Source organism: Kribbella sp. C-35, from assembly GCF_046549195.1.
GTDB lineage: Bacteria > Actinomycetota > Actinomycetes > Propionibacteriales > Kribbellaceae > Kribbella.
In genome coordinates this window covers 230,117-244,357 of the sequence record NZ_JAJPWG010000002.1, presented here as the reverse complement: position 1 = coordinate 244,357, position 14,241 = coordinate 230,117, and the positions used below count along the sequence as shown (strand labels likewise).

Annotated in this window: 12 protein-coding genes and 1 riboswitch; of the genes, 7 read left to right on the top strand and 5 right to left on the bottom strand. The window is 69.3% G+C overall.

The window, feature by feature from the left end:
- Nucleotides 1–7: 7 nt before the first annotated feature.
- The 5 genes from ACLJOO_RS13885 to ACLJOO_RS13865 are packed head-to-tail and all read right to left on the bottom strand — an operon-like array spanning nt 8 to nt 6,492.
- Nucleotides 8–943 carry a dihydrodipicolinate synthase family protein gene (locus tag ACLJOO_RS13885; protein WP_410787417.1) on the bottom strand — a complete coding sequence of 312 codons (936 nt, stop codon included), beginning with the start codon at nt 941–943 and terminating at the stop codon, nt 8–10.
- The gene (locus ACLJOO_RS13880; protein ID WP_410787416.1) at nt 940–1,959 is read right to left on the bottom strand and encodes an oligopeptide/dipeptide ABC transporter ATP-binding protein; all 1,020 of its coding nucleotides are present in this window, start codon (nt 1,957–1,959) and stop codon (nt 940–942) included. The genes ACLJOO_RS13885 and ACLJOO_RS13880 overlap by 4 nt, the downstream gene beginning before the upstream one ends.
- A complete protein-coding gene (locus ACLJOO_RS13875) occupies nt 1,956–3,911 on the bottom strand; it encodes a dipeptide/oligopeptide/nickel ABC transporter permease/ATP-binding protein (RefSeq protein ID WP_410788670.1) in 1,956 nt (651 codons plus the stop codon). Before ACLJOO_RS13875 ends, ACLJOO_RS13880 begins: the two co-directional genes overlap by 4 nt.
- A complete protein-coding gene (locus ACLJOO_RS13870) occupies nt 3,911–4,870 on the bottom strand; it encodes an ABC transporter permease (protein ID WP_410787415.1) in 960 nt (319 codons plus the stop codon). The genes ACLJOO_RS13875 and ACLJOO_RS13870 overlap by 1 nt, the downstream gene beginning before the upstream one ends.
- A gap of 11 nt (nt 4,871–4,881) precedes the next feature.
- Nucleotides 4,882–6,492, bottom strand: a complete 1,611-nt coding sequence (locus ACLJOO_RS13865) for an ABC transporter substrate-binding protein (protein WP_410787413.1) — start codon at nt 6,490–6,492, stop codon at nt 4,882–4,884.
- 124 nt (nt 6,493–6,616) lie between these two features.
- Between ACLJOO_RS13865 and ACLJOO_RS13860 the strand changes: the two genes are divergently transcribed.
- The 7 genes from ACLJOO_RS13860 to ACLJOO_RS13830 all read left to right on the top strand — a co-directional run bounded on the left by ACLJOO_RS13860 (nt 6,617) and on the right by ACLJOO_RS13830 (nt 14,200).
- Complete coding sequence (locus ACLJOO_RS13860) at nt 6,617–7,315, top strand: FadR/GntR family transcriptional regulator (protein ID WP_410787412.1); 699 nt, start codon at nt 6,617–6,619, stop codon at nt 7,313–7,315.
- Between the two features lie 54 nt (nt 7,316–7,369).
- Nucleotides 7,370–8,077, top strand: a complete 708-nt coding sequence (locus ACLJOO_RS13855; protein ID WP_410787411.1) for a FadR/GntR family transcriptional regulator — start codon at nt 7,370–7,372, stop codon at nt 8,075–8,077.
- A gap of 20 nt (nt 8,078–8,097) precedes the next feature.
- Nucleotides 8,098–8,200: riboswitch (cobalamin riboswitch) on the top strand.
- A gap of 92 nt (nt 8,201–8,292) precedes the next feature.
- Nucleotides 8,293–10,296 (top strand): magnesium chelatase subunit D family protein, encoded by a 2,004-nt coding sequence (locus tag ACLJOO_RS13850; RefSeq protein ID WP_410787410.1) that lies wholly within the window; start codon nt 8,293–8,295, stop codon nt 10,294–10,296.
- A gap of 1 nt (nt 10,297) precedes the next feature.
- A complete protein-coding gene (cobO, locus tag ACLJOO_RS13845) occupies nt 10,298–10,912 on the top strand; it encodes a cob(I)yrinic acid a,c-diamide adenosyltransferase (RefSeq protein ID WP_410787409.1) in 615 nt (204 codons plus the stop codon).
- The gene (locus ACLJOO_RS13840; protein WP_410787408.1) at nt 10,906–12,255 is read left to right on the top strand and encodes a cobyrinate a,c-diamide synthase; all 1,350 of its coding nucleotides are present in this window, start codon (nt 10,906–10,908) and stop codon (nt 12,253–12,255) included. The genes cobO and ACLJOO_RS13840 overlap by 7 nt, the downstream gene beginning before the upstream one ends.
- The gene (gene bluB / locus ACLJOO_RS13835) at nt 12,252–13,607 is read left to right on the top strand and encodes a 5,6-dimethylbenzimidazole synthase (protein WP_410787406.1); all 1,356 of its coding nucleotides are present in this window, start codon (nt 12,252–12,254) and stop codon (nt 13,605–13,607) included. Before ACLJOO_RS13840 ends, bluB begins: the two co-directional genes overlap by 4 nt.
- Complete coding sequence (locus tag ACLJOO_RS13830; RefSeq protein WP_410787405.1) at nt 13,604–14,200, top strand: hypothetical protein; 597 nt, start codon at nt 13,604–13,606, stop codon at nt 14,198–14,200. Before bluB ends, ACLJOO_RS13830 begins: the two co-directional genes overlap by 4 nt.
- The last annotated feature ends 41 nt before the right edge of the window (nt 14,201–14,241 follow it).

Here is a 14,241-nt window from a genome sequence, read left to right as displayed (position 1 = left end):
GGCCTGGTCAGAGCAGGCCGGCTGCTACCAGGTACTTCCCGACCCGGGCGATCTCGTCGGCGTCCAAGGGGATCTGGGGTGGTGCCATCACGCCGTACTCGATCACGCCCCGCAGCTGCAGCGCTGCCTTGAAGGCTCCGAGGGCGGAGGAGCTCATGCCCATCCGGGCCGGGTCGCCGACCCCGATCAGTTCGAAGAGACGCACCAGCCGTTCCTGCTCGGCGCGTGCGTCCTCCCACTCGCCCGCGGCCGCATGGTCGAAGAGCTTGACGTAGCCGTGAGGGTCCACGTTGCCGAGCCCTGGGACCACTCCGTCGGCTCCCATCCACAGCGCGTTGTCGACGGTCAGTTCGGAGCCCGTGAGCACACTGAAGTCGGTGATGTCACCCCGGTCGCGCGCTCGCAGGATGACGTTGCGCAGACCGCCCTCGTCGCCGCTGGAATCCTTCAGACCTGCCAGTACGCCGTCGGCCGCGAGCTGCAGCAGCAGGTCGGCGCCGAGCTTGGAGTGCACCGCTACCGGCAGGTCGTAGGCGAACACCGGGAGTCCCGCGGCCGCCGCGACCATCCGGAAGTGTTGGTCGATCTCCGCCGGATGGGTGCGGGTGTAGAAGGGTGCGGTGACGACAATGCCGTCCACACCGGCCGCGACCGCCGTCCGGACGTGGTCGATCACCCGCAAGGTCGCCATGTCGATGACACCTGCCAGCACCGGGACCCGGCCTGCCGCATGGCCCACCACCGTGTCGAGCACCACCCGCCGGTGTCCGTCCGGCAGGTACGCCACCTCGGAGGTGGAGCCGAGGACGAACAGTCCGCTCACGCCGCCGTCGATCAGGTGGTCGACCAGCCGGACCAGAGATGCGGTGTCCACCTGGTGATCCGGCGTGAACGGCGTACAGACGGGTGGGATGACACCGGTCAGGCGGGCGGGCAAGGTCATGAACGCTCCAATGCTTGGGTGATCAGGTCATCGGTGGACTCGCGCGCGACCACGGGGTGATAGCAGCGGAACAGGTGCGCCGGGTCGGCGGTATCGGACTCGAACTCGGGCATCGCACCGGAGCAGGTGTCGTCGGCCTTCCAGCAGCGGGTCCGGAACGGGCAGCCGCTCGGCGGCCGGGTGGCCGACGGCACCGGCCCGACCAGCGGGATCGGGTCGATCGGCGAGATCAGGCCGGGGGTCGCCGAGAACAGCGCGCGGGTGTACGGATGCCGCGCCTGCCGGGCGATGCCGGCGGCCGGTGCCTGCTCGACGATCCGGCCGAGGTACATGGTGACCACCCGGTCACTCATCCGGCGGACTGTCTGGATGTCGTGCGAGACGAACACCATGGCCAGGCCGAGGCGTTCCTTGAGGTCCAGCAGCAGGTTCAGGATCTGCGCCCGGACGGAGACGTCCAGAGCACTGGTCGGCTCGTCCGCGACCAGCAGCGACGGCTCGAGGGCCAGCGCCCGGGCGATCGCGACGCGTTGCCGCTGGCCGCCGGACAACTGGCCAGGCAGGGCATCGGCGACGCTCCGGGGCAGACCCACCAACGCCATCAGGTCCCGGACCCGTTCGTTGCGCTGGGCAACGGTGCCGCGATGGTGCACGTCGAGCGGATCACGCAGGACCCGATGCACGGGCAGCCGGCGATTCAGTGCCGTCGACGGGTCCTGGAAGATCATCCCGGTCCCGGCGCCGATGGCCTCGCGGCGTTCGGCCGGTTTCATCGACCAGATGTCCCGGCCCCGGAACGCGGCCGTGCCCTCCGTCGGTCGCTGCACGCCGACCAGGACCTTGGCCAGCGTGGACTTCCCACAGCCGGACTCGCCGACCACGCCGACGGTCTCACCGGCGGCGACGGTCAGGTCGGCCCCGGTCAGCGCATAGACCCGATCCCGGCTGAAGACACCACCGGATCTGGCCCGGTGTACGACGTGCACGTCCGACAGCTCGACCACCGTCTCTGTCATCGCAGCGCCTCCTTCTCCAGCGGCTCGAGGACAACGGCCGGATGATGACAAGCGACCAGATGCTGCGAAGATCGGCCGGTCAGCTCGGGTGCGGTGCCGCGGCACAGGTCGGTGACCATCGGGCATCGGTCGGCGAACCGGCAACCGGCGGGGAAGTCGGCCGGCGAGGGTACGACGCCACGGATCTGGGTCAGCCGGGCCGCGCCGGACTCCAGCGACAGGACCGAACCGAGCAGGCCACGGGCGTAGTGGTGCGCGGGCTCGCCGACCAGGTCGGCCGTGACACCGGTCTCGACGATCTGGCCGCCGTACATCACCACCACCCGATCGGTCACGTCGGCGACCAGTGCCAGGTCGTGCGATACCAGGATCAGCGCGAAGCCGAGTTCGGCGCGCAGCCGCAGCAGCAGCTGGATCACCTGCGCCTGCACGGTGACGTCGAGTGCCGTGGTCGGCTCGTCGGCGACGATCAGCTTCGGCTCCCGGGACAGCGCCATCGCGATCAGGACCCGCTGGCGCTGACCACCGGACAGTTCGTGCGGGTAGCTGGTCAGGGTCCGCTCGGGATCCAGTCCGACCAGTTCCAGCAGTTCTGCCGGAGTACGCCGTCCGCCGCGGCGAACCACCTGCTTCAACTGCGCCTTGATGGTCATCGCCGGGTTCAGTGAGGACAGCGCATCCTGGTAGATCATGGCCATGTCGTGCCCGAGCAGCCGGCGCCGCTCGGAGCGCCGCAGACTCAGCAGGTCCTTGCCGTCGAACCGGATCCGGCCGCCGATCCGGGCGCCGCGCGGCTCCAGCCCCATCACGGTGAGCGCGGTCAGCGACTTGCCGCAGCCGGACTCGCCGACCAGTCCGAGCACCTCGCCCGGCCGTACCTCGAAGCTGATCCCGTCGACGACGTCGACTCCGTCGTGCCGGCCCTCGAAGCCGATCGCCAACTGCTGCACGGACAGCACGGGTTCGCCGTCCGGCAACGGCCGCGCTCGTTCCCGCAGCCGCGTCGCCGCCAGGTCCAGACCGGGAAGCTCGACCAGTTCCCCGGAACCGGGCTGGGCGGTCTCCAGTGCGTCCTTGTCCTGCTTCTTGGGGGTCGTACGGCGTCCACCCGGCGCCGCCCAGGCGTCGGAGACGGCCTCGGACAGGATGTTCAGCGACAGCACGGTGATCAGGATCAGCAGTCCCGGGAACACCGTCGCCCACCAGCCGCCCAGCAACACCATGTTCTTGCCGTCGGCAATCACCGAGCCCCAGGACGGCTCCGGTGGACGGACCCCGGCCCCGATAAAGGACAGCGACGCCTCGAAGACGATGGCGTCGGCGACCATCACCGTGCAGAACACCAGCACCGGAGCGGCGCAGTTGATCGCGACGTGCCGGAGCAGGATGTGCGGGGTCCGGGCGCCGATGATCTTCTCTGCGACCACATAGTCCTCGCCGTACTGCGCGAGCACGTTGGCGCGGACCACCCTGGCCACGGGCGGCGTGTAGAGGAAGGCGATCGCGATCACGAGCACCGGGATGGATCCGCCGAACACCGCGACCAGTACGGCGGCGAGCGCGATTCCTGGGAACGCCATCACGACGTCGAGGAGCCGCATCACGGTCTCGTCGACCGCCTTCCGGGACGTGGCCGCGACAGCTCCGATGATCGCGCCCGCGGTCAGTGCGAGCGCGGTCGCGCCGAGGCCGATCATCAGCGACCACCGGGCGCCGTACACGAGCCGGGTGAAGATGTCCCGGTTCGCGCTGTCCAGCCCGAACCAGTGCGCGCCCGACGGCCCGCCGCCGGCGTCCTCCTGCGTGAGGATGTCGTACGGCGTCAGCAGCGGAGCCAGGATCGCGGCCAGGATCACCACCGCCAGGACCGCGACCGCGATCCAGGCAGTCGGTGGCAGCCGCTTGAAGTTGATCCCCGGACGGGAGAGCTGCCGGGCCAGTCGTGCACGCATCACGCGGCGCTCCTCAGTCGCGGGTTGACCAGCAGGTACAGCACGTCGACAACGAGGTTGACCACCACGAAGCCGATCGCGATCGTCAGTACGACGCCTTGCACCACGGCCGGATCACCGTCGCGGACGGCGTTGATCATCAGCGTGCCCATCCCCGGCAGAGTGAAGATCTGTTCGATCACAACAGCTCCGCCGAGCAGGTACCCGATCCGCAGGCCGAGCACGGTGAGCGGGTTGATGAGCGCGTTCCGCAGGACATTCCGTCCCACGACCACCACGGGTGGCAGGCCGCTGCCGATGGCGGTCCGGACGTAGTCCTTGTCCAGTTCCTCGACGACCGACGTACGAATGATCCGGGTCAGTTGAGCCGCCACCGGCAACGACAGCGCCAACGCCGGCAGCGTCATGGTCCGCAGCCACGGGGCGATCCCGTCGGCCGGATTCACATAGCCGCTCGGCGGAAACCAGCCGCGGCCGACCGCGGCGTACTGGATCATCAGCAGCGCGAGCCAGAACGACGGCGCGGCCACGCCGATCAACGAGACCAGCCGGATCGCCTGGTCCGGCCAGCGGTCCCGGAAGATCGCGGCGGTGACACCGAGCAGCAAGGCCAGCACCATGGCGATCAGCAGTCCCAGCAGAGTGAGCTGGAACGTCAGCGGCATCGCGGTGGTGACCGACTGCAGCACCGGCGCCTTTGTCAGCACACTGGTGCCCAGGTCGCCGTGCAGGAGGTCACCGACGAAGTGCAGGTAGCGCACCGGCAGCGGGTCCAGCAGGCCGTTCTCCTGCCGGAACATGTGCAACTGCTCCTCGGTCGGGTTGGCACCCTGGAAGTACGCCACCGCGGGATCGTTGTTGGAGAACCGCATCACCAGGAAGACGAACGCGATGATGCCGAGCAGCAACGGGACCAGCAGCAATAGCCGGCGAACCAGCATTCGGACGATGACGGCCACAGTCGGCTACCTCAGGCCCGCTTCGCCTGCAGCACGTTGATCCCCGGATAGGGCAGCGCCTTGATCCCGCTGAGCTTCTTCCCGTCCCAGGCCGTCATCAGTTCGGTGTGGACGACCGGATACAGCACCGCCTGCTCGGCGACCAGGTCGAGGTACTCGTGGGTCAGCTTGAGCCTGGTGTCCGCATCGGTGGCCCGGACGGCCTCGTCCATCTTGGCGAAGATCACCTTGGCGCCGGCACTGTTCTCCCAGCGCGTGTACTTCATCCAGGACCCGCCCTGCGTGTAGTTGTAGCGCAGGATCAGGTCCGCGTCGGCGCCGAACTGGTTCGGGTTCGACGCGGCCGCGACCACCTGGTAGTCGGCGTGCTGGTCCATCTTGGTGAACACCGCGGCGGTGTCCTGCGGCTCCAGCGTGGTCTTCACGCCGATGGCGTTCCAGGAGGCGGCGATGGTCGGCAGGCAGTCGACGATCCAGCTCACGTTCACCGCGAGCAGGTTGATCGACAGGTTCGTCACGCCGGCCTCGGCCAGCAGCGCCTTGGCCTTCGCCGGGTCGTAGCTGTAGACGGTCTTCGCCTTCGCGTAGGCCGGGTTCTCCTCGTTCAGGAACGACGTACTCGCCTTGCCGCGGCCCTTGAGCGCGACCTCGATCATCTTCTGGGTGTCGATCGCGGTGAACAGCGCCTGCCGGACCCGGACGTCGTCGAACGGCTTGGTCGCGGTGTTGAACATCAGGAACAGGTGGTTCATCCCCTTGCCGCCCTCGACCGTGAGGCCCGAGCTCTTCAGTTGCTCGATGTTGGCGTACGGGATGTTGTCGGAGATCTGGGCCTCGGCACTGCCGCCGGAGATCTTCGCGACCCGGGCGGAGGAGTCGACGATGCTCAGCCAGTTCATCTTCTTGAACGCAGCCGGGCGCGGGCCGTTGTAGTCCGCGAAGGCCTCGAAGGTGGTGTTCGACTTCGGCTGGTGCGAGACCTGCTTGTACGGTCCGGACCCGACCGCCTTGCCGTTCTTGGCCAGATCCCAGGCGCCGGCCTGGGAGAAGACGTGCTTGGGCATGATCTTGGCGATGGTCAGCCGGGGCGCGCCGTCGGGGAACGGGAAGTTCAGGACCAGCTCGACGGACTTGTCGTCGACCTTCTTGACCTCCTTCAGCCAGGCGGCGAAGAAGTTGTAGGTGAGCACCTTCAGCTTCGGGTCGAGGATCCGCTGGAAGGTGAAGACGACGTCGTCGGCGGTGACCGGCTGCCCGTCGTGCCACTTCGCCCCGTCCCGCAGGGTGAACTTCCAGGAGGTGGCGTTGAGGTCGGACGGCACCTCCGTGCCGAGTGCGGCGTACGGCTGCCGGGTGATCGGGTCGGTGTCGAGCAGGCCCTCGTAGACGTGCTGCATCGCCGCCATCGTGAAGGCGGACGCCGTCATCGTCGGGTCCCAGCTCTGGTTGTTCCCGTACCCGATCACCGCGGTGACCAGGCCGGTGTCCGCTCCGGCGCCGACGGCTCCGGTCGAGGCCGGGCCACCGCTGCAGGCCGACAATCCACCAGTGATCGTCGCGGCTGCGCCGAGCGCACCGGAGTACTTCAGGAACGAGCGGCGGTCGAACCCTGTTTGGTTCACGATGCCTCCAGCGGCAGGGGGTGTGGTCGAGCTTCACAGGAGGTAGGTTGTGGGACATCCTACGTCCTATGAGTGCCGACCTTAGGAGTCTGTCTCCGGTCGGTCAAGACCGGAGGAGACGCCGATGGCCGATCAACCACCCCGCGGGACCCAGCAGGTGCAGGACCGGATCAAGAACCTGATCCTGCGGCTCGGCCTGTCCGCGGGCGACGCGCTGCCGACCGAGGCAGAGCTCGCCGCTCAGCTCAATGTCGGCCGGAACCCGGTCCGCGAGGCGATCAAGGCCCTGCAGGCCGTCGGCATCGTCGAGGTCCGCCGTGGGCTCGGCATGTACGTCGGCACGATGTCGCTCGGCGCGCTGGTGGACGAACTGACGTTCCACACCAGGATCACCCTGCGGGACGGACGCGGCGGCCTGGCCGAGCTGACCGAGGTCCGTGAAGCCCTGGAGTCCGGACTGGCCCAGCGGATGATCGCCGGGAAACAGCGACCCGATCTGCACGAGCTGGCCCGGGTACTCGACACGATGGCGGCCGAAGCCGGGACCGGCCGGATCTCGCCGGCCGTCGACCGGCTCTTCCACGAGGTGCTGTTCCAGCCGCTCGGCAACACGCTGGTCAGCCGGCTGCTCGGCGCCTTCTGGGACGCCTACCACCAGGTCGAACCAGAGCTGACCCCACCGCAGGAGTCACCGCTGGCGATCCTGGAGCAGCACCGCGCGATCTACCGGGCGATCGCCGCGGCGGACCCGGCCGCGATCGCGACCGCGATGGCCGGACACTTCGCCGGTGTCCGGCGCAGGCTCGTGGAAAGTGCGACGTAGCATGTGGCAGATGCCGGACGGACCGCGTGATCGAACCGAGGGCAGGAGTGCGTCGTGGCAGTGACCCGGCCGAAGCGCAGTGACGAGCTGGCTAATGCGATCGCCGACCTGATCATCGAGCGCAACCTGGAGCCCGGCGCCGCGCTGCCTCCGGAGAGCGTGCTGATGGCCGACTTCAGCGTCAGCCGCAACTCGGTCCGGGAGTCGCTGAAAGCCTTGCAGGCATTGGGGATCGTCGAGATCCGGCACGGCTACGGAACCTTCGTCGGCTCGGCCAGCTCGGCGGCGTTGCACCCCTGGCTGCTGTTCCGCACCCGATCCGGCAGCAGCACCGAGCGGCTGCGGGAACTGCTCGAGATCCGCGAGATCCTCGAGACCGAGCTGACCCGCCGTGCCGCCGGAACCAGCGGCGGCGAACTCCAGCAGAAGCTGTCCGGCTGTGTCGAGCGGATGCGGGTCGACGGGCCGGACGCGGCGGCCGCGGACCGCGAGTTCCACGAACACATCTGCGACGCGGCCGGCGTCCCGCTGGCCCGCGAGCTGGTCGGCCTGTTCTGGGACGTCTACCGGGCCGTCGAGACCGACCTGGAGACCGTCGCCGGGTCACCCGGCGAAACCGCGGCTCGGCATCAACGCGTCGTCGACGCGATCGACTCCGGTGACGCCGACCGGGCCGAAGAGGCTGTCCACCTGCACTTCGGCGAGGTTCGCGCCCGCCTCGGCACCGGCCCCTACCGAAGCCGGCCGGCCGATGTGCCATGATCGGGCCGACGGTTGTGGAGGAACACCGGTGACCAGCTCGCTGCTCGTGTGCTGGGAGTCCGGGGCGGTCCCGCCACTGTGACCGGGAGCCAGGGAGAACACCCTGGCCCGGAAGCCAGGACATCTGCGGCCGTCCGCAGGCGCGCGATCATCGTGTGTCGGCGTACCGGCCGCAGCGGGCGTGGACACCCGCTCGACGAAAGGGACCACCGCCGATGCGGGCTCCGTCATTCAGCGGACCGTCGAACTCGTTCCCGTTCACCGCGATCGTCGGGATGGACGATCTCCAGCTCGCGCTGATCCTGGCGGCGATCTCGCCGGCCATCGGCGGCGTGCTGATCCGCGGCGAGAAGGGTACGGCGAAGTCGACCGCCGTCCGCGCCCTCACCGAGATCCTCCCGCCCGTGGAGGTAGCCGCGGGCTGCCGCTTTTCCTGCGACCCCGACCACCCGGACCCGACCTGCCCGGACGGCCCGCACGCGGGCGAGCGGGGTGTGCGGGCTGCTCGGTTGGTGGAGTTGCCGGTGGGGGCGACTGAGGATCGGGTGCTCGGGTCGTTGCATCTGGAGAAGGCGCTCGCCGAGGGCATCACGGCGTACGAACCTGGTCTGCTCGCCGCGGCGCATCGCGGGTTGCTGTACGTCGACGAGGTCAACCTGCTCCACGACCACCTGGTCGACGTGCTTCTCGACGCCGCCGCGATGGGGCGCGCGACCGTCGAGCGGGACGGTGTCTCGGTCACCCACCCGGCGCGGTTCGTGCTCGTCGGCACGATGAACCCCGAGGAGGGCGAGCTCCGGCCGCAGCTCCTCGACCGGTTCGGGCTGACCGTCGACGTGGTCGCCAGCCGCGATCCCGCCGTCCGCGTGGAGGTGATGCGCGCGCGGCTCACGTACGAGGCCGGCCCGGAGAACTTCGTCGCCCGGTACGACGGCGCGCAACGGGAACTCGCCGAACGCATCGTGAAGGCGCGCGACCTGCTGACCGAGGTGATCCTGACCGACTCGGCACTCCGCCAGATCGCGGAGATCTGCGCGTCGTTCGACGTCGACGGGATGCGCGCCGACCTGGTCACGGCCCGTACGGCGGTCGCCCACGCCGCGTGGTGCGGCCGCACCGTCGTCGAGGTCGACGACGTCCGAGCCGCCGCCAAACTGGCCCTCCCGCACCGCCGCCGCCGAAACCCCTTCGACGCCCCCGGCCTCGACGACCAGCAACTCGAAGAAGCCATCAACAACAGCACCCCACCGGAAGACCCCGACGACGACGGACCGGACGACCCCAGCGGCGGACCTGGTGGGGGAGTGGACAGCTCTGCTTCTTCCGAGGGTGGTTCTTCCGAAAGCGAAGAGCAGTCCGTCGGTCAGCCGGCGCCCGGTTCGGCCCCGAGCGGTGACGTTGCTGGGAGTTCTGCGCCGTACAAGGCTCGGCTGTTGAGCGTTCAGGTGGCTGGGGCCGGTGTCGCGGGGCGGCGGTCGCGGGCGATCACCGAGGTGGGGCGTGTTGTCGGGGATCGAGGTCGGGTCGGGCGCGAGGCGGGGCGGCCGCATCTGCTGGGGACGATGCGCAACGCGGCGCCGTACCAGAAAGTTCGCGGGCGGACCGGCCCAGGACTGGTGGTGCGCCCGGACGACGTGCGGCTTGCGGTGCGGGAAGGGCGGGAGGGGAACCTCGTGCTGTTCTGCGTCGACGCCTCCGGTTCGATGGGGACGAAGCGGCGGATGGGTGAGGTGAAGACCGCGATCGTCTCGCTTCTCCTCGACGCGTACCAGCGCCGCGACACGGTCGGTCTCGTCACGTTCGCCGGCGCCGCCGCGACGGTCGCGCTCCCGCCGACGGGCAGCGTCGAGACCGCCGTACGACGCCTCGAATCGCTCCCGACCGGCGGCCGTACGCCGCTCGCCGAAGGGCTGCTGCAAGCGGCCGAGGTACTGCGGATCGCCGCGATCCGCGACCCGCGCCGGCGCCCGCTCCTCGTCCTCGTGACCGACGGCCGCGCCACTCATGGCGACAACGCGTTCGCCCGCGCCCGCCAGGCCGCCGGATGGCTCGCGCAGCGCGGGATCGCGACCGTCGTGGTGGACTGCGAGCCGCGTCGCGGCATCCGGCTCGGACTCTCCGCGGAGCTTGCCGCGGACCTCGGAGCGGAGTACCTCGACCTCGGAGACGTTGCCGCGGGCAACCTCATCCGGACGGTGACCGAGCGGAAGGCGGCCTGAGATGCCGAAGGGACAGCCGGTCGCCGTACCGGAAGACGGCCTGACCACTCGCCAGCGTCGCAACCGTCCGCTGCTGATGGTTCACACCGGTGAGATGAAGGGGAAGTCGACGGCGGCGTTCGGGATGGCGCTGCGGGCCTGGAACCAGGGCTGGAACCTAGGGGTCTTCCAGTTCGTGAAGAGTGCGAAGTGGAAGGTCGGCGAGGAGAGCGCGTTCAAGGCGCTCGGCCGGCTGCACGAAGCGACGGGTGAGGGCGGGCCGGTCGAGTGGCACAAGATGGGCGAGGGCTGGAGCTGGTCCCGCAAGGCCGGCACCGAGGAGGACCACGCTGCCGACGCGGTCGAGGGCTGGCGCGAGATCCAGCGCCGCCTGGGCGCCGAGACCCATGACCTGTATGTGCTCGACGAGTTCACGTATCCGATGAAGTGGGGCTGGGTCGACGTGGACGAGGTCGTCGACACGCTCGTCAACCGTCCCGGCCACCAGTACGTCGTGATCACCGGCCGCGACGCCCACCCGAAGCTCCTCGAGGCCGCCGACCTCGCCACCCAGATGACGAAGCTCAAGCACCCGATGGACGCGGGACAGAAGGGCCAGAAGGGCATCGAGTGGTGATTCCGCGGGTGGTGGTTGCGGCGCCGTCCTCCGGTGCGGGTAAGACCACCGTCGCCGTCGGGTTGATGGCGGCGCTGCGGCGGGCCGGGCAGGTGGTGGCCGGGTTCAAGGTGGGGCCGGACTACATCGATCCCGGGTTCCACGCGGTCGCGACCGGGCGGCCGGGGCGGAACCTCGATCCGATGCTGTCGGGGGAGGAACTGGTCGGACCGCTGTTCGCGCACGGTTGCGAGGGTGCGGACCTGGCGGTGGTCGAGGGCGTGATGGGGCTGTACGACGGTGCGCTCGGAACGGAAGGTTTCTCCTCGACGGCCCACGTCGCGAAGTTGCTGAAGGCACCTGTGGTGCTGGTCGTCGACGCGTCGGCGGCCGGCCGGAGCGTCGGCGCCGTCGTCCAAGGTTTCGTTGCCTTCGACACCGAGATCCGCATCGTCGGGGTGATCCTGAACAAGGTGGGTTCGGATCGCCACGAAGCCGAAGTACGAGCCGGGGTCGCGCCGACCGGCGTACCGGTCCTCGGCGTCCTGCGTCGCGACGCCCGCCTGACAGTCCCCAGCCGCCACCTAGGCCTGATTCCCGCCAACGAACAACAAACCCAAGCCGAACAAGCCGTAGACGCCGCGGCAGAACTGGTCCGCCAAGGCGTAGACCTCCAAGCGGTAACAGCAGCAGCCCACTCCGCCACGCCCCACCAAACCACCCCCTGGACTCCTGAAGCACCACAGTCGAGTGCAGATGTGGGAGCGCGGCCGGTGGTTGCCGTTGCGGCGGGGCCGGTGTTTTCCTTCCATTACACGGAGACGACTGAGCTGCTCACCGCCGCCGGTGCGGATGTCGTCACTTTCGACCCACTCGTCGATCAGTTGCCTGAGGCAACCGCGGCGCTGTACCTCGGGGGCGGCTTCCCGGAGTTGCACGCCGAGGCGCTTTCCGCGAATGTCGAGCTGCGCAAACAAGTTGCCGCCGCGGTCGCCGACGGGCTCCCGGTGATCGCCGAATGCGCCGGCCTGCTCTACCTCTGCCGCGAACTCGACGGCCACCCGATGACCGGCGTACTCCCCGCGACCGCCCGCATGACCAGCCGCCTCACCCTCGGCTACCGTACGGCGATCGCCGCGACCAGCACCGCGTTCTTCGACGAAGGCCGCCGGGTGCGCGGCCACGAGTTCCACCGCACCACGGTCGACCTCGACACCGACGTACAACCGGCCTGGCATCTCCCCGGCGGCGTCGAAGGAATCACGCTCCCGCACGTCCACGCGTCGTACCTGCACCTGCACTGGACCGCCACCCCGGACGTCCCCGCCCGCCTGGTCGCAGCCGCCCGCGAGCGTGCCCGGTGAACCTGGTCGTCGGCGTCGGACTCCGCACCGGTACGCCGTACGCCGAGCTGCACGACCTCGTCACAACAGCCCTGCACGAACTCGCGGGCGAGGTCCGGCTGGTCGTCACGATCACCGGCAAGGAGCACGAGCCCGCGCTGCAAGAGCTGGTCGCGCAGCTGGGTGCGGACCTCCGCACCTTCTCGAACGAAGAACTCGCCAACCAGCCGGTGCCGACCCCGAGCGAGCAGGTCGAGCAGCTCAAAGGAACCCCGAGCGTCGCCGAAGCAGCCGTCCTCGCCACCGGCGCCCAACTCCTCATCCCGAAACGCCAAACCCCGAATGCCACCATCGCAATCGGTGTGCAGCGGGCGGCTGGGTATGGCGTGCGGGATCGGGAGGTTGTGCAGCGGGTGATTGCTGAGCGGCGGGACGTACGGCGGGGGTTCCTGGAGCTGCCGGTCGACGACGTGACGCTCGGGCGGGTGCTGGAGGCGGCGCATCGGGCGCCGAGTGTCGGGCTGAGCCAGCCGTGGGACTTCCTGGTGATCCGCGACCTCGCGACCCGCCGCAAGGTGCACGATCTCGCGACCGCGCAACGGGACGCGTTCGCCGCGTCCCTCCCGGAGGACCGCCGCGCCGCGTTCGACGGACTCAAGATCGAGGCGATCCTCGACACCCCGCTGAACCTCGCGGTGACCTGCGACCCCGGCCGCGGCGGCCGGCATGTCCTCGGCCGGCACGCGGATCCGCGGACGACCATGTTCTCCGCGGCGATCGCGATCCAGAACCTCTGGCTCGCCGCCCGCGCCGAAGGCCTCGGCGTCGGCTGGGTCTCGTTCTTCGCACCACACGAGGTCGCCGCGGTCCTCGACCTGCCCGCGCATATCGAACTGGTCGGCTACCTCTGCGTCGGGTACGTCGACGAGTTCGCCGCGGCGCCCGAACTCGTGCGTTCCGGATGGGCGAAGCGGCGCCCGCTCTCGTGGGCGATCCACCACGAGGAATGGGGCCGCCGCGACACCTCGATCGTCGACGACGCCTTGCAGGCTGCGCAGAACGCCGTACCGGCAACTGGTCAGCGGGTCCACGTGATCGTCGGCGGCGACGTCACGCAGCTGGGACAGGCCGATGCACTGATCGTCGATCTACGAGCAGACCGCCCGCCGGCGGACTTCGGGGTGCTGTGGCGGCCGGCGCGCACGCCCGCCGAGGCGGTCGAGTTCGGCGTCGAGATCGCGCGTGACCTCGCGCTCCAGGGCGTCGGCCATCTCGCCGTACAGCTGGCTGCGAACTCGGAACGTGCCAAGGCGCTCGCTCGCGGTCTGCAGGTCGGTGCGTCGGCCTGTGGTCTGACACACTCCTCCGCATGACCGCACCTATGTACGTGCCCGCGTTCTCCATGAAGCAGCGTGTGACGTTGATGGCGAACAAGTACGAGCTGATCGCCACCAACCCGGACGGTACCGACGGGGCGCTGCTCGCGTTCGCGCAGCAGAAGCGGATGGCGTTCAAGGAGCAGGTGACGTTCTACACCGACGACACGAAGACCCAGCCGGTGTTCTCGTTCAAGGCGCGCTCGGTGGTCGACCTGGGTTCCGGGTACGACGTGTTCGACGCCGACGGGCAGCCGATCGGCAGTTTCAAGAAGGAGTTCGCCAAGAGCCTGCTCCGATCGAGCTGGCAGTTGGCGAACGGCGAGGTCCACGCGTACGGGACCGAGCGGAACCCGACCATCGCCGTCGTCCGCCGGGTCTGGGAGTTCGTCCCGTTCATCGGGGAGATCCCGCTGCCGTTCATCTTCCATTTCGACTTCACCGAGGACGGCTCCGGCAAGCCGGTGCTGTCGGTGGAGCGGAAGATGTCGGTCCGGGATCGCTACCGGATCACCGTCCAGGACGAGCGCCTCGACTTCCGGGTCGCCGCCGCGATGACGGTCGCCCTGGACGCACTGCAGTCTCGCTGAGTCGTCGGCGTACGACCACGGTCGTACGCCGGGCTCACTCT

Excerpts from the sequence above, each read along its gene's own strand:
- ACLJOO_RS13885 (WP_410787417.1), bottom strand. The coding sequence starts at position 943 with ATGACCTTGCCCGCCCGCCTGACCGGTGTCATCCCACCCGTCTGTACG.
- ACLJOO_RS13880 (WP_410787416.1), bottom strand. The coding sequence starts at position 1,959 with ATGACAGAGACGGTGGTCGAGCTGTCGGACGTGCACGTCGTACACCGG.
- ACLJOO_RS13875 (WP_410788670.1), bottom strand. The coding sequence starts at position 3,911 with ATGCGTGCACGACTGGCCCGGCAGCTCTCCCGTCCGGGGATCAACTTC.
- ACLJOO_RS13860 (WP_410787412.1), top strand. The coding sequence starts at position 6,617 with ATGGCCGATCAACCACCCCGCGGGACCCAGCAGGTGCAGGACCGGATC.
- ACLJOO_RS13850 (WP_410787410.1), top strand. The coding sequence starts at position 8,293 with ATGCGGGCTCCGTCATTCAGCGGACCGTCGAACTCGTTCCCGTTCACC.
- cobO (WP_410787409.1), top strand. The coding sequence starts at position 10,298 with ATGCCGAAGGGACAGCCGGTCGCCGTACCGGAAGACGGCCTGACCACT.
- ACLJOO_RS13830 (WP_410787405.1), top strand. The coding sequence starts at position 13,604 with ATGACCGCACCTATGTACGTGCCCGCGTTCTCCATGAAGCAGCGTGTG.